The 22,125-nt window shown below is 67.8% G+C and carries 24 protein-coding genes and 1 pseudogene; 7 read left to right on the top strand and 18 right to left on the bottom strand.

Translation table 11 applies throughout. The features are described from left to right. Positions 1–176: 176 nt before the first annotated feature. Together ITP53_RS61165 and ITP53_RS20890 are read left to right on the top strand one after the other, a co-directional pair. Entirely contained in the window at positions 177–602 is a 426-nt protein-coding gene (locus tag ITP53_RS61165; protein ID WP_407941273.1) for a uracil-DNA glycosylase family protein, read from the top strand. 542 nt (positions 603–1,144) lie between these two features. Then, positions 1,145–1,771 carry a TetR/AcrR family transcriptional regulator gene (locus ITP53_RS20890; protein ID WP_195897119.1) on the top strand — a complete coding sequence of 209 codons (627 nt, stop codon included), beginning with the start codon at positions 1,145–1,147 and terminating at the stop codon, positions 1,769–1,771. A 61-nt stretch (positions 1,772–1,832) separates the two neighbouring features. Here the strand turns inward: ITP53_RS20890 and ITP53_RS20895 are convergent, their stop codons facing one another. Both ITP53_RS20895 and ITP53_RS20900 read right to left on the bottom strand, forming a co-directional pair. Continuing rightward, entirely contained in the window at positions 1,833–2,450 is a 618-nt protein-coding gene (locus ITP53_RS20895; protein ID WP_195897097.1) for a GNAT family N-acetyltransferase, read from the bottom strand. A 4-nt stretch (positions 2,451–2,454) separates the two neighbouring features. Next, positions 2,455–2,796 carry a GNAT family N-acetyltransferase gene (locus ITP53_RS20900; protein ID WP_195897098.1) on the bottom strand — a complete coding sequence of 114 codons (342 nt, stop codon included), beginning with the start codon at positions 2,794–2,796 and terminating at the stop codon, positions 2,455–2,457. Between the two features lie 196 nt (positions 2,797–2,992). On the opposite strand from ITP53_RS20900, the gene ITP53_RS20905 reads away from it, so the two are divergent. Further along, positions 2,993–3,361, top strand: coding sequence for a GNAT family N-acetyltransferase (locus tag ITP53_RS20905; RefSeq protein ID WP_195897099.1), 369 nt, complete (start codon positions 2,993–2,995; stop codon positions 3,359–3,361). Positions 3,362–3,610: 249 nt separating this feature from the next. Here ITP53_RS20905 and ITP53_RS20910 read toward each other — a convergent pair whose 3' ends face one another. The 5 genes and pseudogenes from ITP53_RS20910 to ITP53_RS20930 form a co-directional block, all read right to left on the bottom strand. Further along, entirely contained in the window at positions 3,611–3,829 is a 219-nt protein-coding gene (locus tag ITP53_RS20910; protein ID WP_195897100.1) for a hypothetical protein, read from the bottom strand. A 128-nt stretch (positions 3,830–3,957) separates the two neighbouring features. Beyond that, the gene (locus ITP53_RS57730; protein ID WP_236051025.1) at positions 3,958–4,098 is read right to left on the bottom strand and encodes a hypothetical protein; all 141 of its coding nucleotides are present in this window, start codon (positions 4,096–4,098) and stop codon (positions 3,958–3,960) included. Positions 4,099–4,234: 136 nt separating this feature from the next. After that, positions 4,235–4,489: pseudogene (locus ITP53_RS61170) on the bottom strand (GNAT family N-acetyltransferase); the annotation flags it as partial. 112 nt (positions 4,490–4,601) lie between these two features. Then, positions 4,602–5,060 carry a GNAT family N-acetyltransferase gene (locus ITP53_RS20925; RefSeq protein ID WP_195897101.1) on the bottom strand — a complete coding sequence of 153 codons (459 nt, stop codon included), beginning with the start codon at positions 5,058–5,060 and terminating at the stop codon, positions 4,602–4,604. 158 nt (positions 5,061–5,218) lie between these two features. Continuing rightward, entirely contained in the window at positions 5,219–6,136 is a 918-nt protein-coding gene (locus ITP53_RS20930) for an NADP-dependent oxidoreductase (RefSeq protein ID WP_195897102.1), read from the bottom strand. 688 nt (positions 6,137–6,824) lie between these two features. Here ITP53_RS20930 and lpdA point away from each other — a divergent pair. Further along, on the top strand, positions 6,825–8,219 hold the full coding sequence (lpdA, locus tag ITP53_RS20935; RefSeq protein ID WP_195897103.1) for a dihydrolipoyl dehydrogenase: 1,395 nt from the start codon (positions 6,825–6,827) through the stop codon (positions 8,217–8,219). 238 nt (positions 8,220–8,457) lie between these two features. Here the strand turns inward: lpdA and ITP53_RS61175 are convergent, their stop codons facing one another. Then, positions 8,458–8,688: an integrase core domain-containing protein gene (locus tag ITP53_RS61175; RefSeq protein WP_195897120.1), complete on the bottom strand. Its 231-nt coding sequence runs from the start codon at positions 8,686–8,688 to the stop codon at positions 8,458–8,460. 40 nt (positions 8,689–8,728) lie between these two features. After that, complete coding sequence (locus tag ITP53_RS20945; RefSeq protein ID WP_236051032.1) at positions 8,729–9,562, bottom strand: integrase core domain-containing protein; 834 nt, start codon at positions 9,560–9,562, stop codon at positions 8,729–8,731. A 366-nt stretch (positions 9,563–9,928) separates the two neighbouring features. Here ITP53_RS20945 and ITP53_RS20950 point away from each other — a divergent pair, with 366 nt between their 5' ends. Beyond that, positions 9,929–10,663, top strand: a complete 735-nt coding sequence (locus ITP53_RS20950; RefSeq protein WP_195897104.1) for an integrase core domain-containing protein — start codon at positions 9,929–9,931, stop codon at positions 10,661–10,663. A gap of 119 nt (positions 10,664–10,782) precedes the next feature. Here ITP53_RS20950 and ITP53_RS20955 read toward each other — a convergent pair whose 3' ends face one another. The 8 genes from ITP53_RS20955 to ITP53_RS20990 form a co-directional block, all read right to left on the bottom strand. Next, positions 10,783–11,868, bottom strand: coding sequence for a DUF1565 domain-containing protein (locus tag ITP53_RS20955; protein WP_195897105.1), 1,086 nt, complete (start codon positions 11,866–11,868; stop codon positions 10,783–10,785). A gap of 57 nt (positions 11,869–11,925) precedes the next feature. Continuing rightward, positions 11,926–12,501 carry a hypothetical protein gene (locus ITP53_RS20960; RefSeq protein ID WP_207756216.1) on the bottom strand — a complete coding sequence of 192 codons (576 nt, stop codon included), beginning with the start codon at positions 12,499–12,501 and terminating at the stop codon, positions 11,926–11,928. After that, entirely contained in the window at positions 12,498–14,513 is a 2,016-nt protein-coding gene (locus ITP53_RS20965) for a heparinase II/III family protein (RefSeq protein ID WP_195897106.1), read from the bottom strand. The genes ITP53_RS20960 and ITP53_RS20965 overlap by 4 nt, the downstream gene beginning before the upstream one ends. Then, on the bottom strand, positions 14,513–16,009 hold the full coding sequence (locus ITP53_RS60370) for a heparinase II/III domain-containing protein (protein ID WP_195897107.1): 1,497 nt from the start codon (positions 16,007–16,009) through the stop codon (positions 14,513–14,515). Before ITP53_RS60370 ends, ITP53_RS20965 begins: the two co-directional genes overlap by 1 nt. Then, on the bottom strand, positions 16,006–16,767 hold the full coding sequence (locus tag ITP53_RS20975; protein ID WP_195897108.1) for an SDR family NAD(P)-dependent oxidoreductase: 762 nt from the start codon (positions 16,765–16,767) through the stop codon (positions 16,006–16,008). Before ITP53_RS20975 ends, ITP53_RS60370 begins: the two co-directional genes overlap by 4 nt. Before the next feature lie 49 nt (positions 16,768–16,816). Next, a complete protein-coding gene (locus tag ITP53_RS20980) occupies positions 16,817–17,680 on the bottom strand; it encodes a carbohydrate ABC transporter permease (RefSeq protein WP_195897109.1) in 864 nt (287 codons plus the stop codon). Further along, the gene (locus tag ITP53_RS20985; protein WP_195897110.1) at positions 17,670–18,611 is read right to left on the bottom strand and encodes a carbohydrate ABC transporter permease; all 942 of its coding nucleotides are present in this window, start codon (positions 18,609–18,611) and stop codon (positions 17,670–17,672) included. The genes ITP53_RS20980 and ITP53_RS20985 overlap by 11 nt, the downstream gene beginning before the upstream one ends. Before the next feature lie 74 nt (positions 18,612–18,685). After that, positions 18,686–19,951: an ABC transporter substrate-binding protein gene (locus ITP53_RS20990; RefSeq protein WP_195897111.1), complete on the bottom strand. Its 1,266-nt coding sequence runs from the start codon at positions 19,949–19,951 to the stop codon at positions 18,686–18,688. 253 nt (positions 19,952–20,204) lie between these two features. Here ITP53_RS20990 and ITP53_RS20995 point away from each other — a divergent pair, with 253 nt between their 5' ends. Both ITP53_RS20995 and ITP53_RS21000 read left to right on the top strand, forming a co-directional pair. Continuing rightward, positions 20,205–21,269: a LacI family DNA-binding transcriptional regulator gene (locus ITP53_RS20995; RefSeq protein ID WP_195897112.1), complete on the top strand. Its 1,065-nt coding sequence runs from the start codon at positions 20,205–20,207 to the stop codon at positions 21,267–21,269. Between the two features lie 302 nt (positions 21,270–21,571). Beyond that, positions 21,572–21,757: a hypothetical protein gene (locus ITP53_RS21000; RefSeq protein ID WP_195897113.1), complete on the top strand. Its 186-nt coding sequence runs from the start codon at positions 21,572–21,574 to the stop codon at positions 21,755–21,757. A 6-nt stretch (positions 21,758–21,763) separates the two neighbouring features. Here the strand turns inward: ITP53_RS21000 and ITP53_RS21005 are convergent. Continuing rightward, the coding region (locus ITP53_RS21005) for a helix-turn-helix domain-containing protein (RefSeq protein WP_195897114.1) at positions 21,764–22,125 on the bottom strand (362 nt) is incomplete at its 5' end.

Raw genomic sequence — 22,125 nt, forward strand, 5'->3', positions numbered from 1 at the left:
ACCTGCATGGTGCCGAGTCAACGGCGCAGGGTGCCCCGGTGAGCCAAGAGAGCCCATCTGGCCGCGACGCCGGGGGCGGCGCCCTCCCGTCAGAAGCGCAGCCAAACGCACCGGGCCTTGTTCTCCAGATGCAGATCGTCTGAGCGAGCAGAGCACCATCTGACCCGAGGAGGAGCATGTCATTAACAGCATCCGACCTTGAGCGTATTCGCTCCGAGATCACCGCGGATCGCGACAATGCCTGGGCTGCAGCGGCGAACTACCAGCCGATATACGTTGCCGACGCCGCGGCACGCATAGCGATTGTGGGACAGGCGCCCGGACGCAAGGCACAGGAGTCGGGCATCCCGTGGAACGACGCGAGTGGAGCCCGTCTCATCGACTGGCTCGGAGTCGACGAGACAACGTTCCGCGCCTCATCACGCTTCGCTCTCCTGCCGATGGACTTCTACTACCCCGGCAAGGGGCCACACGGTGACCTTCCTTCTTGCCAAGACTTCGCAGCCCGATGGCAACCCGCGGATCCTCCAGGCGATGCCCCACATTCAGCTGGTGCGAGCGGCCCTGGCGTAACGGGCGAAGGCATCATTGAAGCTGATTAGTATACTAAATAGTCCAATGAGCGTGGCAGAATACGTGAGCGGTGTCGACTGGCCGGGAGGGATTGATGAGGACACACTTCGGGGAAGTCCTGGCCCGCGAAAGCGCTTGTCTGGCTGGAGTCACCGATGGGGCGATGCTAGCCAGCTGGCGTCGCCGGGTCGTCAAGGAGCTCATGACCCCCGCGATCGCCGTACGTGTTGGCGCTGCGACAATCAGGTGATGCACCTGAGCGAGCCGACTTACTCGATCGCTGGCGCGAGCTCATCGCCGAGACGGTGGACCGGTTGCTGCAGTCCGGCATCACGTGGGACATACTCTGGCCTTCCGCGCAGACCCCGAGGGGCGATGTTGACCCCCAGAAGACTGCGGTGCTGATTCTTGCTGCGCTTCATGGAGGAAGCACCCTGAGTCAGATTGCACAGGACCCATGGCCACTCAACGCCGCGCTCGACATCGCGCTCGCGCCTTTTGCGGCGACCGAGGACGACAGCCCTGCGAGGAAGGGGAACGAGTAGCCCGATATCAGTAACATGAATTCGTGATGACGACCGCTGACTCGCAAACTGGCAGACGCCTGACGGCGCGCGGTGCAAAAACGCGGGCAAGGATCGTCGCCGCAGCAGCCGACCTGATGTACATCCAAGGAGTCGGAGATACCACGCTCGACGACGTGCTCGCGGCGAGCGGAGTGAGCAAGTCGCAGTTGTACCACCACTTTGACGGCAAGGACGCACTCGTACGGGCCGTCATCGACCACGTAGGAGAACGCGTCATCGAGCGTGAGCGCGACGCCCTCGGCCATGTCTCGACGATCCCAGGGCTGCGACGCTGGCGGGATGCGTTGGTACGGAACAACGCCCTTCGCCATGGCGCCTACGGCTGTGCGCTCGGCTCAATGGCCTCCGAGGTTTCCGATCATGACGCTCTCGCGCGCCAGGCCCTGTCCCACCTGTTCACCGAATGGCAGGGACTGCTGGCAGACGTATTGCGCAGGCTTCAAGACGGTGGTGCGCTTCCGCCCGAGGCGTCGATCGACCAACTCGCGACCGGGCTCTTGGCCGCCCTCCAGGGCGGATACATGCTGGCCCAGACTGCGCGCGATGTCACACCGATGGCAACATCAATCGACATGGCGCTTGCGCATATCGAGAGCCTGTCTGCTGGTTGAGTTCACCGCAGACCAAGCCACAGACAGAGGCTGTGACCCTAGCCCGAGATTCGGTTCGAACTCACCAGTCGTCTAGCCCGTCTGGGTCATAGGAGTAGTCCAGCGAGATTCCAGGTCGGATCTTGTGGAGGTCGGCCCGGCCCATCCGCAGCACCTCGAGTCTTACACCACGGTGTGCCCAGTCGAAGTCATCGACGACTGTCATTCCGAGACGCTTGGCAACGGCGAGGCTGCCGGCGTTTTGCGCCGGCGTCGCAACGAAGACCTCGTCGACGTCGTCGGCAAGAAATGCCTGGTGTGCCAGGGCATGCCCAATCTGGCCAGCCACACCGTGGCCACGGGCCACGGGCCGCAGATGCCACCCCATCACAAGCTGGGGATCGCGCGGACTGAAGGGAAGCAGGGTCGCGCCGCCGAGGAGCTGGCCGTCATCGGCCGCCTCCACTGCCCACAGGCCCTGTGGCACCGGGCTCTGTGACGACTGCAGATCCCAGTCTCCCAACAGTTCGCGCATCTCGGCGAGGTCACGCACAGGCTGTCGCCTGCCGATCGCCTTGGCGGTTCTCGGGTCCCCATAGATCTCGAACGCCCCCTGGGCATCTTCGGCAGACCAAGACCGCAAGATGAGGGTCGGAGTGACGATGCGCTCAGGCTCGATGGTGATGTGCAGGTCGTCCATGACGTCAGCGCCCGCTGTTCGTGTCTCGCGCGGAGCGAGTGGCGGTGAAGGCCGAGCGGCTGATGTCGACGGCGTCGTTGTGGTCTTGGACGTAGTCGGCGGCAAACCCGCAGTAGATGCCAACCTTGGTCCGACTCTGGCTCAGGTCTTCTAGAGCGTAGCGCGCCAGGGTCGACGCGATGCCCCGATGCCGTTGGTCTGGGTCGACGTAAGAGTGGGTGAGCGTGACCCGCTCGCCAGTCGTCTCGTAAGCCAGGTTACCGACGACCCGGCCATCGGTCAGCGCCTCGTAGAGCCGGGTGGTCTCGTCCTTGCGCACCTCAACGGCGGCCGGTGATGGCTCCATGTTCTCTTCTCGCCTCGTTCGTCTTCGGTCGGTGGCCCCGAGCAGTCCTCATCAAGCGCACGAACGGACCACCTAGTCCAATATATGCTACTGCGACTGTGCAGTACGCGCATATAGACGCCATACTTGGACTTGAAGGTCCGATATAGCGCGCGCACGAGTGCGCGGCGTGACTACACATTGGAAGGGTGATCCGATGAGCAGGGAAGAACAGGCGCCGGTAACCGAGGAGCTGATCGACAACACCGATCAAGGCCGCTTTGAGCTCTACCGCGACGGCGACCTAGTCGGCTGGCTCTACTACACCCACCTGAAGCCCAACCGGTACGCAATACTGCATACCGAGGTGGAGTCGAGTCATCAACACCAGGGCGTAGCGGGCGCGATGGTGCGGCGAGTGCTCGACGAGATCCGCGCCCGCGAGGGCACGATCACCGCTATCTGCCCCTTTGTGGCCGACTACCTCTCGCGAACGACCACCTATGCCGATCTGATCGACGCCCGACACCCAGGCTACTCCGATCGTGCTGCTGCCGAGTCAGCGCGGGCCAAGGCCGGTGGCTGAGACCACCGGGCCCCGCTCAGCAGACCCCCCGGACGAGCACTATCGCGGCCTCACGACGTGGTCGCGCGGTGGCCTAGTTCCTCCGCAGCATCCTGGGAGATCATCTCGGCAGCGCTCTCATTCTCACAGCGGTCATGGTGCTCTCGTTGCTCTGGGCAAGTGTCACCGGTCGGACCTACCACTCGTTCCGGGACACCAAGATTTAAGTCGCCGTTGGAATGCAGATGTTGGTCCCGAAAGTGGGCAATCTCATGCCGGTACCTCAGGCGCCTCGGGCAGGTAGCCACTGGCCACTAGTGCAAGGCCACCCGCACCAACCCCCCTCACCACCGCCCAGAAACAGGCCAACCAGCTCATCAGCAGCGAACGCGCCCCCGTCGAGCCGTCGGTCAGTTGCTTGGTCAGGTGCTGTGCCTGCTCGGCCAATTCGGCACGGCGGGCGGCGATCCGTTCCAGCAGCGACGACATCTGGAGGCTTCGGGTACGTATGCCTTAGATGCTTGACCAGTCCGCTGGGGTGTTCCCCTACGAGTCGTCCGACCCTGACCCCATAGTTAACGCTGGTCCACGAAGGCCCAGTTGCTGCCTCCGAGTCCTTATGGACGAATCCGGATGATCGTCTTTCCGTTGCGTCGCTCGGTCGGGTTGAGGGCGGCGGCGGCGTCGTCGAGGATCGCGACGTTGCCGATGTTCGTCCGCAGCCGCCCATCCCGGACCCGCTGGACGACTCGAACCACGTCTGAACGCCGGACGGTTACGCCAGGTCGTGCTCGAGCGCGGTGAGCTCCTCGTCGCGGTCGCCTTCCGCAGGGGTAGGCGCCGGCGCCAGGATGGACCTTGTCGATGAGATCGAGGTTCCAGGCGGCGAGCAATGAACTCACCCACGACCGGGCAGATGACGGTGATCTTCTTCCCGCTCTCGCGAATCTCATCCAGCACGCGAGCGGCGAGCTCTGTGACCACCCGATTGCGGCGGTAGGTGGGGGCGACCCAGGTCGTCAGCAGCACAACGCGGCCGCCCACGAACCGGTACGGGAGCTCGGCGATCGCTTCGGCGCGCCGAGGGTGGCGATCCAGCGGCCGCGCTCCGCGTCGTTGCTGAAATCGAGCTCCCAGCTGGACCTCCACCTCGCCGAGACTTGTCTCATCCAGAGCAGCGATGAGCGCCGCGGGCGGCCGCCTCTGCCTCGATATTGATCGTCATTGCCGAAAACGTTCTGTTGGGGGCCCGTAGGTTGGTTTAGGACCGGCGTGACCCTTTGGTCACCCCAGGGTGCTTGGGGTCGATGAGGTCGGTGTACTCGGGGTTGTGCTCGATGAACCTACGCACGACCGGGCACATGATGGTGACCGTCTTGCCTTGCGCACGCACGTCGTCGAGGACGCGTCTGATGAGCTCGGTGCCGATGCCCTGTTTGCGGAACTCGGGGAACACCGAGGTGGCCAGCAACACGAGCCGGTTGTCGCTGGCGACGTTGTAGGGCAGGCCGGCGATCTCGCGGTCGCCGGCGATGGCCTCGTAGATGCCGATTTTCTCGTCGTTGACGACTTGGAAGTCGAACGCGGGGGCGTGGGGGTCGTCGATTACCTCGTCGATAAGGGCGATCTGGTCCTGGCTGAGGGTGCCTTTCCCGTCGGGGTATCCGGCCTCGTCCGGGTATTCGAAAGCGTAGCGGCCCGGCTCGGTTGGGTCCGTCATGAGGGTGTCCGTTCGTTGATGGTCATCAGATCGCTCTCGGGTCGTGGCGATAGTCCTACTCGCCCAGTCGCATGTCGTCGACGTAGGCGAAGGGCCAACCATCGACGTACTTCTCGCTCCTGCGGGGGGTCGTTCTCGTGCTTGGGTGTGCCGAGTCCTTACGAGCGAACGCGGATGATCGTCTTTCCCTTGATCCGCTCGGTCGGGTTGAGGGCGGCAACGGCGTCGTCGAGGGTCGCCACGTTGCCGATGTTCGTCCGCAGCCGCCCATCCCGGACCCGCTGGACAACCTCACCCAGTTGCGCGCGATCGGCCTCGACGACGAAGTCAACCGCGAGGCCGTCCGCCGGCCTTGCCTCGGGCGGCCCGGCAATGGTCACCAGGGTTCCGCCGGCTCGGACCAGGCCTGCGGACCGCTTCTGGATGTCGCCACCGATCACGTCGAAGACCAGATCGACTCCGCCGACGTCTTCCAAAGTGTCGTTATCAAGGTCGACGAACTCCTGCGCCCCGAAGTCGAGCGCCGTCTGACGGTCGGCGGCACGTCCGGTACCGATGACGTAGGCGCCAGCCTCTTTGGCGAGCTGAGTCACCATCGAGCCGACTCCCCCGGCCGCACCATGTACGAGAACGGTCTGCCCCACTTGGAAGCGGCCGTGCACGAACAATCCCTGCCACGCGGTCAGACCCGAGATCGGCAGGCTCGCCCCAACCGTGAAGTCGACGTCGCCCGGCAGCGCCGCGACGTTACGCGCCTCGATGGCCACGTACTCGGCCAGGGTGCCGTCGCGAGTCCAGTCCGCAAGGCCGAACACCCGCTGTCCCACCGACAGCCCCCTCGTGCCATAGCCGAGCGCGGTGACCACACCAGCCAACTCGTGGCCGGGGATCGACGGCGTGCGGTCCCGGCCGAGGCGATCGGTCCAGGTTCCGGGCCACGTCAGCTCTCCCGGGGTGAATCCCGACGCATGAACCTCAACGAGGACATCGTTCCCCGTCGCCTCCGGCTCTGGCCGCTCCGCCAGCGTCATCCCGGCCGTTCCCGCGGCCTCATCTGTCACCACAATCGCCTTCATTTGGACGCCTCTCTGTATCAGTCGCTCGCCGACACGACACTTCGGCTCTTCCATGTAGTGACGCCAGACGTCGATGTCTTACCTGGCTGAGCGGAAAGATCTGTGACGCGGAGTGCGGCCCCGGTGCGCTGCGTTCGAGGCCACTCGTCGCCGCCGCTCTGACTGCACTTTCGAGTGGCCCGTTTGATGGCTTAAAGGCTCGGCGGGTGGTCAGGTTCGCTCGGATCCGTACAGCAGCCGATGCTGTGGTGGGTGGGTGGACGACGCCGTCGTCGTGGATACGTTGATCAGCCGCGCGCCCAAGAGCGATCGTCGTCGCGATCAGCCAACTGGTCTCGAGGGTGTTGAACTCGCCGTTCGCAAAGGCTGCATTTGATGAGGGAGTCCAGGATTCGTTCAAGGCGAACGTGCCGTGTGACGTCCGTGAGCACGGTCCGCCCACCCGCAGGCAGCTCGCGGACGCGCTGGACGTGGTGCCCAGGACAGTGCTCTACCTGACGGTCTGGCCGCGCTCGGCCGCCATGTCGGGGCGCGCAGTGAACGCACGCAGTAGCGCAATCGTCCACACGACGCACGCCCATCACCTCACCGGCGGAATCCGGGGATGGGCCGTATGCGGCAACTCGTCTCCACACACGTGGCCAATGCGACGTATGGTGCGAACATGAGGCAGTCTAGGCTTTAGTTCGTGACCCACTTCGATGTCCTCATCCTCGGTGCCGGCCCTGGTGGATACGTCGCCGCCATCCGCGCCGCGCAGCTCGGCAAGTCGGTCGCCGTCGTGGAAGAAAAGTATTGGGGCGGTGTCTGCCTCAATGTCGGCTGCATTCCGTCGAAGGCGCTGCTACGCAACGCGGAGATCGCCCACATCATCACCCAGGAGAAGGACACCTTCGGCATCACGGGTGAGGCGACCATGGACTTCGGTGCCACCCACAAGCGCAGCCGCGGCGTCGCCGAGGCGAGCGCCAAGGGCGTGCATTACCTGATGAAGAAGAACAAGATCACTGAGATCGACGGTTGGGGCACCCTCACCGGGCCCAAGTCGATCGACGTTTCCAAGGACTCTCAGACCTCGTCCTACACCTTCGACAACTTGATCATCGCCGTTGGTGCCACGGTGCGGTTGGTTCCGGGTGTCACGCTCTCAGAGAACGTGGTCACCTATGAGGAGCAGATCCTCACCGACCAGTTGCCGAAGTCGATCGTCATCGGCGGTTCGGGCGCGATCGGGGTGGAGTTCGCCTACGTGCTCAAGAACTTCGGGGTCGACGTCACCATCGTGGAGTTCCTGGACCGAATGGTGCCGACCGAGGACGCCGACGTATCCAAGGAGCTGCTCCGCGCCTACAAGAAGCTGGGCGTCAACGTGCTGCTCTCCACGGCGGTCAAGGGTGTCGAGGACACCGGCTCCGGCGTGCGTGTGACGGTGGCCCCGTCCGCCGGCGGCGATGAGCAGATGATCGAGGCTGACAAGTTCCTCGCAGCCTTTGGTTTCGCGCCGCGTACGCAGGGTTTCGGCCTGGAGGCTGCTGGCGTCGCGCTCACCCACCGTGGTGCGGTCGCGGTTGATGCTCGCGGTCGCACCAACGTCGAGGGCGTCTATGCGATCGGTGACTGCACCGGCAAGTTGATGCTCGCTCACACCGCTGAGGCGATGGGCGTGGTCACCGCTGAGACGATCGCCGGCACGGAGACCATGGAGATCAACTTCGACATGATTCCGCGTGCGACGTTCTGCCAGCCGCAGATCGCGTCCTTCGGATACTCCGAGGCCCAGGCGAAGGAGAAGGGATACGACGTCAAGGTCGCGCAGTTCCCATTCTCTGCCAACGGTAAGGCCCGTGGCATGGCTGAAGGCGTCGGATTCGTCAAGGTCGTCGCGGACGCGACTCACAACGAGTTGCTCGGTGCGCACATGATCGGCCCGGAGGTCACCGAGCTGCTGCCGGCGTTGACGCTGGCTCAGCAGTGGGACCTGACGGCGGACGAGGTGGCCCGCAACATCTTCGCTCACCCGACGCTGTCGGAGGCGATGAAGGAAGCCATCGAGGGCATCGCCGGTCACATGATCAACCTCTAGCCGTCTCTGCATGAGAGTCCCGTCTTGCCGTCAGGCAGGCGGGCTCTGTGCGTAATCGACAGGTTCAGGGCTTCGGCTTGGGCTTGGGGTGCCCGTCCTCGGGTAAGGAGGCTGCTGGTCTGGTGCGGCGAGGTCTGCGGCCGTCACCAGGCATGCGGCGATCGCGGACTCGACGAGCTTGACCCGTTGGTTGCCGGCCGTGCAGGCGACGCCGGTGGGTGCCAAGAACTCGGCCGCGCTATGTGACCCGCGCGTATTCGTGGATCAGCCCGCCCAGGCGGTCACGTCGGATGACCTTGATATCGTCCTCGACCGGGTCGGGAAGGGTTCGCAGTGGAGCGGCCTGACCCACGAAGCGATGCGGGCGATGCCCATTGAAGTGGGCCTCATAGGCAGCCAGCACGCGTCGTAAGTGGCGGGCGTTGATGATAAGGATCCGATCGAGGAGCTCTCGGCGCAGGCCACCGATCCAGCGTTCGGCTTGTGTTGTCCGGTCGGCTCAAGCGGTACTACGGCCACCTCTGACGTGTGAGTGCCGAATATTGTGTCGCCTCATGCGACCTGGGCGTACTCATGCAGGAGGCCGCCGAGCCGGTCTCGTCGGGAGACCTCGATGTCGGCGTCGACCGGATCAGGTAGCCCCCGCAGCGGGCTGCCTGCTTCAAGGCCCGGTGCGGACGATGCCTATTGAAGTGGGTCTCGTACTCGGCAAGGACCTTGCGCAGGTGGCGTTCGTTCATGATGAGGATCCGGTCGAGTAGCTCGCGGCGTACGCTGCCCACCCACCGCTCCATGATCGCATTCATCCGAGGAGCCTGTGGTGCGGTGAGCACCACGCGGATGCCCTCGGTCGTGAACACCTCATCGAACAACCTGGTGAACTTGCTGTCCCGGTCTCTGATCAAGAATCGGAAATCACCGATCCGATCGCCCAGGTCGAGTACCAGGTCGCGGGCTTGCTGGGCGACCCAGCCAGCGGTTGGGTTCGCCGTGACCCCCAGCACGTGCACCCGCCGGCTGGCGTGCTCGACCACGGCGAAGCAGTACAGCCGCGCAAGCATGACCGTCTCCACGCTGAAGAAGTCGCAGGCAAGAATCCCGGACGCCTGGGCCTTGAGGAACTGAGCCCAGGTCGGACCGCTACGTCGGGGCGCGGGATCGAAACCAGCCCTGTGCAAGATTGCCCACACGGTGGCCGGGGACACCTTCCGGCCCAGGCCGGCGATCTGCCCGGCGATGCGCCGGTAACCCCAGTCCGGATTCTCGGCGGCCAGGCGCAGCACCAGCGCGCGAATGGTGGGTCGGATCGGTGGCCGTCCCGGCCCATGCTTGGGTAGGTCCAGCGTCGCTTCACCAGGTCAGCGTGCCAACGCAGGAGCGTCCGCGGTGTGACGAACAGGTGACATCGGCGGCATCGGGGCAGGAAACGCACGAGCGCGGAAATGATCGCCCGGTCTGCCCACGATGGCCGGGGAGCGGCGACCTGGCGGCGGAGCACAGCCAACTGATGCCGCAGTACCAGGATCTCTGTGTCTTTGAACGCCTGTGATCGGGCGAGCAGCACAATCCAGCCGAATACCCGTAAGACGATCAAGTACAGCAGCCGCAGAGCCATCCTGTGATCCTGCCGGAGCTGGTCCATCGAACACAGCAAAACCCCAGATCAAACCCTGCGACACAATATTCGGCACCCACACCTCATCCTGCGCATGGCCGCAGAGAACCCGGGGTGGGGCCACCGGCGCATTCACGGTGAACTGACCCGCCTCGGCCACAAGATCGCCACCTCGACCGTGTGGAACATCTTGAACCGGGCCGGGATCGAGCGGGCTCCGCGCCGCAGCGGGCCGACACGGAAGCAGTTCCTGACCGCCCAGGCCGAGCACATCGCCGCGGTCGACTTCCTGCATGTGGACACCGTCAAGCTCACACGCCTTTACGCCCTGATCATGCTCGAACACGACAGCCGCCGTGCCCACGTGCTCGGCGTCACGGCGAACCCCACACGATCGTGGACCGCCCAGACCGCCCGCAACTTCCTCATCAATACCGACGCCGACGCGACAAAGCTGAAGTTCTTGATCCGCGACCGTGGCGGCCAATTCACCGATGCCTTCGACGCGGTCTTCGCCGATGCCGGCCTGCGTGTCATCAAGAGCCCACCACAGGCCCCGAAAGCGAACGCACACTGCGAAAGGATCGTCGGCACCCTGCGCCGCGCACTTTTGGACAGGATGCTCATCCTCAACGAGCGCCATCTACGCCGAACGCTCATCCGCTACCCGGAGCACTACAACACGGCTCGGCCTCACCGCGGCATCGGACAGTTGTCCCCAGCGCAAGCCGAAACCGGACCGCCAACCCCCATCGACCTGGCCAAGCACCGAGCCCACCGCAGACCCATCCTCGGCGGCCTGATCAACGATTACCAGATCGCCAACTGAGACCACCGGCAACCAGCAGGTCAGACACCGAATCCTATTATTGAGCCCTACAGGAGCGGCGAACAGCCGCCGCCCCGGGCAGGAAGGTCCGGGCGATGGCCGACGCGCGGAGAGGAGGTCTACGGCATGGCGGTGGCGCGGCAGGAGCGCACCGGGTTGAACTGGTCACCGAGGTCGCCCACCGCGTTCCCGTCGGTGTTCCTCGCCATCGCGTTGCCGCAGATCCGGCGCTGCGGCGCGCGCACGAACTTGATGCCGCCGGCGGCGTTGCCGGTGATCACGTTGCCGTACACGTCGTTGTCCACGCCGTCCGCCTCGGTGTCGCCGCCGAGTCGCACGCCCGCGCCAACGTTGCCGTAAGAGGTGTTGTACCGGAAGACGTTGCCGTTGCCCCGGGAGTCCAGGCCCGCGGACTCGGGGTCCTTCTGCCCGGTACAGGTGTTGTACTCGACGATGTTGGCGGTTGAGTTCTCCTTCACGTCCACGCACTCGTTACCTTGGGTGTCGAACACGTTGTGGTGAACCCTGTTGTCCCTGCTGACGTCGGGGCGGCTGTCGGGGGCGCCGTTCGCCCCCTGCTGCTCGGGCGCGGTGCCGATGTAGACACCTTCGCCATTCTTGCCGCCGCCGTCGAACATGAAGTCGTACACCCCGCACGGCCCCACAGTTGAGTTCGCCACCTCTGAACGGGTGATCTGGTACCGCAGGCGGACGCACTCCCCGCCGGCGTTCTTGAGCGTCATGCCGAGGATCCGCACCCGGCTCAGGCCGACGCCGGGGGTGGTGCTCATGGCGTAGATGAGCTTGTCGCGGTACCCGTCCGGGCTGGACGGCGAGCCGTACAGGCCGTCGATGGTGAACCCGGAGAGCGTGATGTCGGCGTGGCGCACCTGGACGATCCGCGCACCGCCGCCGCCCTTGACGACGGCGTCCGCCGGGCCGGTGACGGTGACGCCGGGGCGGATAGTGACGAAGTCCTGCGAGTACGTCCCCGGGGCCAGCTGGACCGTCGCGCCCTCCGGTGCCGTGTCGAGCGCCTTCTGCACTGTCGCGAACGGCGACGCGCTCGTGGTGCCGGCGTTGGCGTCGGACCCCGCGGGGCTGACGTAGTAGTCCCCGTCCCCGGCGGCGAGCGCGCGCGACGGGCCGAGCGCGAGCAGGAACGCGGTGGACGCCGCGAGGGGGATGAGGCGAGCGCTGTTCATTGTGAACTCCACAGGGTGCGTAAACGGTTGCCGGGTGGTAGAGCCGATGTCCTGCCGTCAGGCGCGCCCGGCGAAGCCGATCGCGACCAGCAGGGGGATGGTGGGGCCGAACAGCAGCGGGCCCACGGTCAGCGGCAGCGTGAGCGCGGGCACGACCAGCGCCGCAGCGAGGAGCGCCAAGCCGCGGCGGGCCGAGCCGAACGCGAGCAGCACGGCGGCGCGCCGCCAGTCACCCGGCCGGTCGCGAGCGGCGACGGCGGCGAGCGCGAAGTGGTAGGGGATCAGCGCCGCCGCGATCCCTGCCTGCGCGGTGAGCAGGACGAACGCGAACAGCGACGCCTGCTCGGCGAGGAACACCAGGTTGGCGACGAGGACCGCGGCCACGGCGGTGGAGACCAGGCCATGCCGCCACAACGTGGCCCAGTACCGCGGGAAGGACCGGAACGTCGCGACGAAACAGCGCTGGTCACCGTCGTCACGCCAGCGCGACAGCGCGTGCCCGGCCGCCGCGAGAGCGGGCAGCCAGGTCACCACGCCCAGCGCCAGCGCGCAGAATGCCAGCCCCGCCAGCGCCGGGTTGGCGACCCACTCCAGGCCGCGCAGCAGCCCGCGGGTCAAGCGAGCCGGGATCACGCCGGCACCCCTGTCCACGGCTCGGCAGACTCATGGATGACCTTTCCGTCGCGGACGACCCTGGTCGCGGCCACCAGGGCGACGCGGTCACCGGACACGATGACCGCCGCCGCGTCGGCCTCGACGCCGCCGCCCGACACCCGCCCGCCGTCCGGGGCGAGCAGCACGGTCTCCTCGGGCAGCCCGCCCGTGGCCGGGAACACCACCACCGCCTGGTTCGCGGCCGTGGCACGGCCCATTGCGACCGGCTTGCCGGGGGCGAGCGCCGGGGCCGGCTCCAGAGCGAGGAGGAAGGCCGTCCGCGTCACCCGGGGGCTGGTGGTGCGGAGCGTGTGCTGCGTCTTGGCCATGCTCAGGCTCGGCGTGGAGGCCGTCGGGTTGGCCTCGACGTCGGTGGTGGTCTCGGTCACCACCGCCTCCGCGGGGGCCAGGCGCCGCACCCAGAGGTGTCCCGGCCCCGACACGAGCGCGGTGATGTCATCGCCGTGCCGTTCGGCAGGCCAGTCGCTGTGCAGCAGCAGCGTCCACTCGCGCGGCACGTCGGCGGCGAGCAGGTCCAGCGCCACCACCCGGCCGGACGGCGTCATCGCGAGCGTGCGGTCGCATCGCCGCACGGCGAGCGCGGGGTCGAACATAACGGCCGTGGAGGAGGTGGCGTGGGCGAAACCGTCTGCGGCGAGCACGTCGCGCATCTGGGGCACGCGGTCGTCGGGCAGGTCCTTGTAGACGTGGTACCGGCCCTCCCCGGCCCAGCCCTGCCCGTCCACCAGGACGAGGTTGTGGTGGGCGGCCCGCTTGGCGTTGCAGTAGCCGTCGTCCACCGCGAGGAACGCCCCGTGCGACGCGAGCGTGAAGGACCCGGCGTCGGGATGGTGATGTCCCGCGTTGAGGGTCTCCCAGCCGCGCTCGGCGCGGAACCGCTGGGCGGTCTCCCACGCATGGTGGCCGCCGCCCGGCGCGGCTTTGAAGCTGACGAAAGTGGCGTCATCGTCCCAGCCCGTCCGGACCGTCACCTGGCCGAGGTCGGGGAAGTAGGCGGCGGTGTCGCCCGCCGGCTCGACGGGGGTGACGGAGGGGTCGTACCAGAGCAGCTCCAAGAACGCCTCCGGCATGATGCCCGGTTTGACGCCCGAGGCGTACGCCTCGCGCCACAGGAACCGGTCCCGCACCCGCTCGGCCAGCCACTGGGCCTCACCGATGCGGTAGACGGAGGCCAGCTTGTGGTACAACGCCACGCTGTGACCGCTGCGCCGGTCGTGGCAGTCACCGTGGTCGACATTTTCCTCCAGGCCCGGCGCGCACTGATGCAGCCGCCAGTTGAAGGTGTTGCGCAGGAACGTGCCGTGGTCCCACAGCGAGACGCCCTCGCTGCGCTCCAGCAAGTCGGCGTAGATCGCCAGCCAGGGCACGCCGTACCGCCAGTAGACGACGCCCTCGGCGTCGGATCCGTCCGGGGCGAGCAACTCGAAGACGGTCTCGAAGTTCTTCCTGGCCCGCTCGGTCCACTCCGGCCGCTCCAGCGCGTAGCCCGCGGTGGCCAGCCCGGCGTAGCAGATCCAGTTGTGGTTCTGCCAGTAGCTGGAGGACCACCAGGTTCCCTCGGTCTCCACGGCGTAGTCGTAGAGCCGCTGCCCCTGCAGCTCCAGCTTGGCCCGCAGCTCCCCGCGGCCGGGAAAGTCGCCGAGCCAGCCGTAGGCCAGGGAGAGCCCGTGCAGCAGCCACCCGGCGTCGAGGTCGTGGTCGGGCAGCTTGGCCTTCCCCCAGTGCGGGTAGGCGATGCAGGTGGAGATCCACCGCCACGCCTCGCGCAGATAGCCCTCCCGCCCGGTGAGCCGGTACGCCAGGGCGAGGTTGGCGGCGGCGGGACCGAAGTAGGTGATGCTGGCGGTGGGATGCTCGGCGGGCGGGTGCTGGAGCCGGTACCAGTCACACTGCTCGTGGAGACGACGCCACTGCGGCGCGTGCGTCGTCGTCAGGGTGGGGCGCAGCTTGTCGACGCGCTCGGCGAACATCACACCCCCACCCGGTAGACCGACCTGAACGTCACCTCGGCCGTGTCAGGCGCGGTCCAGTCGATCCACGTGGTCACCCGCTGCGGGTCGTCGGCGGGTCCTGGTCCGGGACAGGCGGTGAAGTACGCCAGGGCGGTCGCCCCGTGCGTGCCGTTCAGCCCGCCCTGCCAGGTGGTGCGGGTCACCTCGCCGGGATCCCGGCGCACTTCTATCGGGACGGCCGGGCGCAGGTGCAGCGTGACCTGGCGGGGGCGGTCGCACACCACGGTCAGCTCGTCGGTCAGGCCCTCCTCCCCCAGGGTGAGCCGCCGGGTGGCGCGCACGCCCGGATAGGCGTCGTCGCAGGCCACCTCGGCTCCCGAGGCGTCGGCGCGCATCAGCCGACCGGCGCACTCGGCCTGTTCCAGGCCGTCCACGGCGAACGTAGGGTGCGCCGCCGTGCTCGCGTAGTGCCGTCGCCATACGGCGTGACCGTAGGGGACCTGGCCCGGGTCGGGCTGCCAGGGCTCGGCGTCGCCGTACAGGTACAGGGCCAGCTTGTCACGGTGGCCGTGGGAGCCGCCGTGCGGGCCGTAGTCCACCACCGCCCGCAGGCCGCCCCCGCGCAGCACGGCGTAGCCCACGGAGTCGAACACGGTGACCGGGCCGCTCACATCCCCGGCGGGCAGGTCCGTGGCCAGCTCGCGCAGCTCGGCCAGCTCGTCGTCGTAGCCGGGCCGCTGGTAGGGACCGTCGTGCAGCGCGGGCAGGTGGCAGCCGGGCTCCTGCAGGACGCGTAGCACGCGGGCCATGCGAGCCAGGCGCGCGGGCGGGGCGACGTCCGGGAAGGCGCGGAAGGTGTGCAGGTAGGCCCGCAGCACGAAGGTGTGGTAGTAGGTGCTGCCTTCCCACTCCCAGCCGTCCTCGTGGGTGGCCGCCTCGATGTGGGCGAGCGTGCCGTGCGGCCCGGACAGCCAGGCCGGGTCGCCGTCGCACACCGCGCCGGCGGCGTTGAGCCAGGCCGTGTAGTTGGAGCTGAACTTCCCCTGGCCGACCAGCACGTCCCTGGCCGACGCCGCGGCGCCGGCCAGCGCCTCGCGCAGCCCGGCGGCGCGACCAGTGATCTTGCTCGCCTCCCCCACCACGACCGCCCACACGGCCTCGGTGAGCGCCTGGTGGAACAGCCGCCCGCGCAGCATCCAGGAGTCCGCCCCCTCGTGTACGGCCAGCGTGCGGTACAGCTCGCCGTACTCGTCGAGCAGCTTGCCTGCCTCGGCGTGCTCGCCGCGCCGGGCCATGGCGCGGATCTCGCACGCGCACGCCTGGTGGGCGAGGACGGTCCAGGCGCCGCGCACCCCGGGGGTGTCGATGCGGCAGCCGTATCGGCAGGGCACGCCGACGGCCGGGAACACCCCGGTCAGCAGGTCCACGTGTTCCAGTTCGACGCCGTGTACGGGGCAGACGTAGTGGTGCCACCAGCCGCCGCGCTCGGCGGGGAGCCGGACGGCGCCGGTCACCGGAACCACGCCCCGCCGTCGATGTCGGTGGTGGTGCCGGTGACGTAGCCGGCGCCGTCCGAGCACAGCCACACGACCGCGGCGGCGACCTCTGCCGGGGTGCCGCCGCGGGCGAGCGGCACCCCGGCGACGATCGCCTCCTGGGCGGCAGGCGTGGTAAAGGTGTCGTGGAACGCGGTGCCGCCGATGAACCCGGGCGCGAGGGCGTTCACCGTGGCGCCGGCCGGGGCCAGCTCCTTGGCCAGGCCCTTGGTCAGCCCGAGGACCCCGGCTTTGGCGGCGGCGTATACCGCCGAGCCGGGGCCGCCCCCGTTGTGCGCGGCCAGCGATGCCATGGTGACCACGCGGCCGGCCTTCCCCGCCGCCCGCAGGTGCGGGATCGCGGCCCGCACCGTGCGGAACGCCGAGCCGAGGTTGACGTCGAGGACTTTGAAGAAGTGCTCGTCGGTCATCTCCGCCACCGGCACCCGGCCGACCAGGTGCCCGGCGTTGCAGACCACGATCTCCAGGCCGCCGAGGTATCCCACCGCCTCGCCGACGAGCCGGCCGACGTCCTCCGTCCGCGTCACGTCGGCCTGTACGGCGGTCGCCTTGCGGCCCAGGCCCTCGATCCGCGCGACGGTCTGCGCCGCCCCGGCGGCGGAGCTGCCGTAGCCCACCACCACGTCGGCCCCCGCCTCGGCGAGCGCGACGGCGATCGCCGCGCCGATCCCGTGACCGGCCCCGGTGACCAGTGCCCTTCTCCCCGACAACGACATGGATGTGCTCCTTTTGATTGCGTGGGCCTCGCGCGGCTCGCACGAGGGCCTACTTGATGCCGGCTGTGGCGAATCCCTGGACGAAGTAGCGCTGGGTGACCAGGAAGAGCACGATCATGGGCAGCGTGGCCAGCGCCGAGCCGGCCATCAGATACGCCCACTCGGTGCGCGTCTGGTCCTCCTGAAACATGGCGAGCCCGACCTGGATCACCCGCATGTCCTGCCGGGTGGTGACCAACAGCGGCCACAGGAAGTTGTTCCAGCTGTTTTCGAAGGTGACCAGGCCGACAGTGGCGATGGCCGGCTTGACCAGCGGGGTCATCACCCGCGCGAAGATGCCGAACTCCCCCATCCCATCGATCCGCGCGGCCTCCTCCAGCTCGCGCGGCAGCGACAGGTAGAACTGACGGAACATGAAGATGGCGAACGGTGTCAGCGCGCCTGGGACGATCAGCGCCCACCAGGTGTCGATCCAGCCGGACCCACCGCGCCCCAGCCAGTCGTTGCCGCCGAAGAACGGCATGGCCTTGGCGATCAGGTACTGCGGCACGATCTTCGTGTAGGTGGGGATCATCATCGTCGCGAGCACGCCCATGAAGATGACGGTCCGGCCGCGGAAGCTGGCCCGTGCCAGCGCGTAGCCGGCCATCGTGGCGAGCACCAGGTTGATCGCGGTGTGACTGACCGCGATGAGCAGGCTGTTACGGAAGTACGTGCCGAACGGCGCGAACCCCATCGCCTCCGGATAGTTGGACCACACCCACTCGGTGGGCCACAGGTTCGGCGGGTACGACGAGATGTCCGCGTCGCTTTTCAGCGACGAGATCGCCATCCAGATGAACGGCACCGCCATGATGACCGCGCCGGTGCCGAGCACCAGGTGGAGAGCGAGGTTGCGGCCGCTAGCGCGCATTGTCGTCCTTCCCGGTCATGCGGCGGCTGATCACCGTCAGCACGAAAAGGAACGCGAACAGCACCAGGCTCTGCGCGCACGCCGTGGAGATCCGGAACTCGCCGAACGCCGTCTGGTAGATCTCGAAGGTCATCACCGTGGTGGAGTTGGCGGGCCCCCCGTTCGGCGTGAGCACGTACACCTGGTCGAAGACCTGGAAGGCGTCGATCATCGAGACGACGAAGACGAAGAACGTCGCCGGGCGCAGCAGCGGCAGGGTGATCGACCAGAATTTGCGCAGGCCCGTCGCCCCGTCGATGGAGGCCGCCTCGTACACCTCCCGCGGGATGCTCTGCAGCGCCGCCAGATAGATGAGCATCTTCAGGCCGATGCCCTTCCACACGCTGACCACGATCACCGACGTCATCGCCCAGTCCGGGTCGGACAGCCAGGCCGGGCCGTTGACGCCGACCCGGCCGAGCAGCGCGTTGAACAGCCCGATGTTGGGCTCGAACATCCACATCCAGACCAGCGCGATGGCCACCGTCGCGGTGATGTGCGGCATGAAGTACGCCGCGCGGTACCACTTCCTGCCCCTGATGCCCTGGTTCAGCAGCACCGCGATCACCACCGCGATGACCATCGCGACCGGCACGGTGAAGAACGTGAACACCACCGTGTGCCAGATGGACAGGTTCCAGACCTCGTCGGCGAAGATCTCGCGGAAGTTGTCCAGCCCGACCCAGCGGATCGTCCCGGCCAGCACGTCGTAGTCGGTGAAGGCCAGCACGAACGTCGCGACCACGGGGATCCCGATCCACCAGATCAGGTGGATCAGCGAGGGGGCGAGCATCAGCCACGCCGCGCGCCTGCGCTCATACCCCAGGCGCCTTCGCGGCGGTCGGGACGCCCCGCGCGCCGCGGACCGGTCCGTCTGCACGGCGACTGCCATCACGCCTCCTTCCATGGTGTCGTCGGGTGTGTCTCGGGTGCCGGGTTCGCGCACTGGCGGGAGCCGCCCGCGGTTCAGCCGCGCGACAGCGCCTGCTCGGCCTTCGCGGTCAGGTCGTCCAGCGCCTGCTTGGGCGTCTTGCTGCCGAGCAGCGCGGACTCGATGGTGGCCTTGAACTCGTCGCGGATCTCCAGCCACTGCGGTACGCCGCCCTCGGAGAAGGCGGAGTCGAGGTTCTCCATCGCGAAGCGCACGGCGGGGTTGCCCTTCACGTGGTCGGAGTCCTCCAGTTCCTTCAGGGCGGGCACGTTGCCGCGCTGCTTGCTGGCCGCCAGCGAGGCGTCGGGGCCGGCCAGGAACTCCACCAGCGCCTTGGCCGCTTCGAGGTTCTTCGACCGGGCCGAGACCGTGCCCAGCGTGCCGCCCTGGAACATCGCCTTGCGGGTGTTCTCGATGACGAAGAAACCGATCTTGTCATCCTCGATCAGCTCCGGTGCGGCCTTCTGGATCTCCAGCCACACGTTGTTGTGGCCGATCATCATCGCCGCCCGCCCTTGCACCAGCGGGATGCCCGTCGCCGCTCCCGGCTGGGTGAAGCCGTAGTCGATGGACTTGTCCGTGCGGACGATGTCGGTCATGAGCTGTAGCGCGCCGACCGCCTCAGGGGAGTTGAAGGCGACCTTGCCGTCCTTGGTGAACAGCTCTCCTCCGTTGGCCCACAGCAGTGGCAGGAACATCTGGCGCAGGTCGTTGGAGAGGAAGTCGATGCCGGCCCGCACCAGTTTGCCGTCTTCGCGCTTGGTGAGCTTCTTCGCGATCTCGCGCAGTTCCTCGAAGTTGGCGGGCGGCTTTTCGATGCCCTCCTCGGCGAAGATGTCCTTGCGGTACACGCCGAAACGGGCGTCCAGCATGATCGGCAGCGCGTAGACCTTGCCGTCGTAGACGCCGGGCGCGACGACCCGCTCGTTGAACCGCTGGGCCAGCGCCTCGGGGTCCTGCCCGAGGTCGGCCAGCACGCCCTTCTCGGCGAACGGCGGGATCCACCCGATCCCCATGAGCATGACGTCGTACGGCTGGCCGCTCGCGATGGAGGTGGTCAGCTTCTCGTTGAGCTTGGAGTAGGAGGTGTAGTCGACCCGGACAGTGACGTCGGGATGGCTTTTCTTGAAGGTCGCGAGCAGCCCGTCGAGCGCTTCCTGCCCGTCGGTCCCCTCGAAGATCGGCGTGATCACGCGGATCTCGCTCGCTCCCTGAGCCGATCCTGGGGCGGGACCGCCGCACGCGGCGAGCAGGGGAGCCGCGCCGAGCAGCAGGACGGCGGCCAGACGTGCGAGTTTCATGGGGGTGCCTCACTTTCCGCGGCGATCGCGGCCGTCGCCTTCGCAAACCTCGGCGGTCTTCGCCGAGCACGACCCGGTCCTGAGAGCGATGCATCGATTTACTAGTGTAACGTTGCAGTAAAACTAGGCGGCACAGGCCGCTGTTGTCAACGGCGCGTCACCGGCTTGTTTCCTGTTTGCAACAAGGCGGGGGGGTTGTGAACCGCTACACTGTTCCCGATCACGGGCGGAGCAGGCGGAAGGAGGCTGCAGGTTGAGCAGTGTAACGATCCACCAGGTGGCGAAGGCAGCGGGCGTGTCCCCGAGCACCGTCTCCAACTTTCTCAACGGCCGGCCCGGCCGGATGCTGCCGGAGACCCGCGCCCGCGTCGAGGAGGCCATCAGAAACCTCGGCTACCGCCCCAACCGGGCTGCCCGCCAGCTCCGCACCGGCCGCGTCCAGGTCATCGGACTGGTGGTGCCGTCGGTAGCGAACCCGTTCTGGGGCTCCTTCGCCCTCCACCTGGAGGGGGCGGCGCTGGCCCACGGCTTCCGCGTGCTGCTGTGCAACAGCGCCCGCGACCCCGACCGGGAGCGCGGCTACATCGAGGAACTGTGGGCCGACGGCATCCGGGGCGTGGTGCTGTGCTCCTCGCTGCCGTCGCTTGACCACGTGCTCCCGCTGGTCGACCAGGGGCTCAACCTGGTGGCCTTCGACCGCACCGCGCAAGCGGGCGACCCGCCCTCCATGGTCAACATCAGCGTCGACAACATGATCGGCTCCCAGCTGGCCACCGGCCACCTGCTCGACCTCGGGCACCGCCGACTCGCCTTCGTCTCCGGCTCGCTGCGCAGCATCAACCGCCGCAGCCGGTTCCGCGGGTTCCGCGAGGCGCTGGAGACGGCCGACGTTGACCCGGACACCGCGATCGTGTGGACCGGGGCCCCCGAGGACAAATACGGCGACCAGTACGGCGACCTCGACGCGGCCGGGCTCGGCCGCACCGCCGCCGCCGAACTGCTGGCCGCGGACGACCCTCCGACCGCCGTCGTCGCCATCAACGACATGTGCGCGCTGGGAGTCAGCGCGGGCATCCGCGACGCGGGTCTGCGCGTGGGCGAGGACGTCTCGGTGGTCGGCTTCGACGACATCGTGCTCGCCGACCTGGCCGCGCCGCCTCTGACCACGATCCGGCAGCCGCTGGCCGACATGGCCGCCGCCGCCTTCGCCCACCTGCGCGACGCCGTCGAAGGCGACGGCCCGGTCACCGGCCGGTCCCTGCTGATCCGACCGGAGCTGGTGATCAGGGAATCCACCGGCCCGGCGCGGCCCCTCTGACGGCGCGCCCTCCCGCGGATACCGACTGGTGTCCGCCGCACTGTGTTCGTCAGCGGGCAGTCACGCCCAACGCGGCGCCGTGGTGCCGCAGCCGAAGCGATCGGCAAGAGCCCGCAATGCCGCGGCCCGGCGCTCACCGATCGCCCCGGCCAAAGACCCATCCGGCCAGCTGCGCCCACCGTCATCCCGGCACGGGCGTCACCGCGGGGACCGGGGCTCTGCACGGCGACGTCGCCCTCCCCGATGCGGGCGGGGCGCAGATCCGGGTGCGTCCTCTGTGGGCGCCCCCACGTGATGTACCGGTGACGGTGGTCCACGAAGGGCACGGCGGCGCCGACGAACGGATGCTCGCCGCGATGTTCGACGGCGTGACCTCCCCGGTGGACCTCGCGAACGAGCGAGACGGCGCTCACGCCCTGGCGATCGGACTGGCCGCCAACGAGTCGTTCACCACCGGAGAGCCGGTCACTCTGCCGGCCCGTCAGTAGGCCACGTCAACGGGCCCGGCTGGTGCCGGAGTCGCCGGGACCGGACAGCGCGGCGCGGTAGTCGGTGGGGCGCAGGCCCTTCAGTTCGCGGAAGCGGCGGTTGAAGTTGGAGAGGTTCTGGTAGCCGCTGCGGGTGGCGATCTCCGTCACCGGGAGGCGGGTGCTCGTCAGGAGGGAGCAGGCGGTCTCGACGCGGAGCTGGTTGACGTAGTCGGTGAGGGTGCGGCCCATGGCGCGGCGGAAGAAGCGGCTGAACGAGGTCGGCGACATGTGGACCAAGGCCGCGACCTCGGCGAGGTGGACCGGGCGGGTGTGGGTCTGCTGGAGGTGGCCGCACACGGAGTCGATGCGGTCGCGGACGGCGGTGG

The organism is Nonomuraea cypriaca (assembly GCF_015645445.1).
Lineage (GTDB): Bacteria > Actinomycetota > Actinomycetes > Streptosporangiales > Streptosporangiaceae > Nonomuraea > Nonomuraea cypriaca.

Coding starts and splice junctions, on each gene's coding strand:
- ITP53_RS61165 (WP_407941273.1), top strand. CDS start 177: ATGTCATTAACAGCATCCGACCTTGAGCGTATTCGCTCCGAGATCACC.
- ITP53_RS20890 (WP_195897119.1), top strand. CDS start 1,145: ATGACGACCGCTGACTCGCAAACTGGCAGACGCCTGACGGCGCGCGGT.
- ITP53_RS20895 (WP_195897097.1), bottom strand. CDS start 2,450: ATGGACGACCTGCACATCACCATCGAGCCTGAGCGCATCGTCACTCCG.
- ITP53_RS20900 (WP_195897098.1), bottom strand. CDS start 2,796: ATGGAGCCATCACCGGCCGCCGTTGAGGTGCGCAAGGACGAGACCACC.
- ITP53_RS20905 (WP_195897099.1), top strand. CDS start 2,993: ATGAGCAGGGAAGAACAGGCGCCGGTAACCGAGGAGCTGATCGACAAC.
- ITP53_RS20910 (WP_195897100.1), bottom strand. CDS start 3,829: ATGTCGTCGCTGCTGGAACGGATCGCCGCCCGCCGTGCCGAATTGGCC.
- ITP53_RS20925 (WP_195897101.1), bottom strand. CDS start 5,060: ATGACGGACCCAACCGAGCCGGGCCGCTACGCTTTCGAATACCCGGAC.
- ITP53_RS20930 (WP_195897102.1), bottom strand. CDS start 6,136: ATGAAGGCGATTGTGGTGACAGATGAGGCCGCGGGAACGGCCGGGATG.
- ITP53_RS20950 (WP_195897104.1), top strand. CDS start 9,929: ATGGCCGCAGAGAACCCGGGGTGGGGCCACCGGCGCATTCACGGTGAA.
- ITP53_RS20955 (WP_195897105.1), bottom strand. CDS start 11,868: ATGAACAGCGCTCGCCTCATCCCCCTCGCGGCGTCCACCGCGTTCCTG.
- ITP53_RS20965 (WP_195897106.1), bottom strand. CDS start 14,513: ATGTTCGCCGAGCGCGTCGACAAGCTGCGCCCCACCCTGACGACGACG.
- ITP53_RS20975 (WP_195897108.1), bottom strand. CDS start 16,767: ATGTCGTTGTCGGGGAGAAGGGCACTGGTCACCGGGGCCGGTCACGGG.
- ITP53_RS20980 (WP_195897109.1), bottom strand. CDS start 17,680: ATGCGCGCTAGCGGCCGCAACCTCGCTCTCCACCTGGTGCTCGGCACC.
- ITP53_RS20985 (WP_195897110.1), bottom strand. CDS start 18,611: ATGGCAGTCGCCGTGCAGACGGACCGGTCCGCGGCGCGCGGGGCGTCC.
- ITP53_RS20990 (WP_195897111.1), bottom strand. CDS start 19,951: ATGAAACTCGCACGTCTGGCCGCCGTCCTGCTGCTCGGCGCGGCTCCC.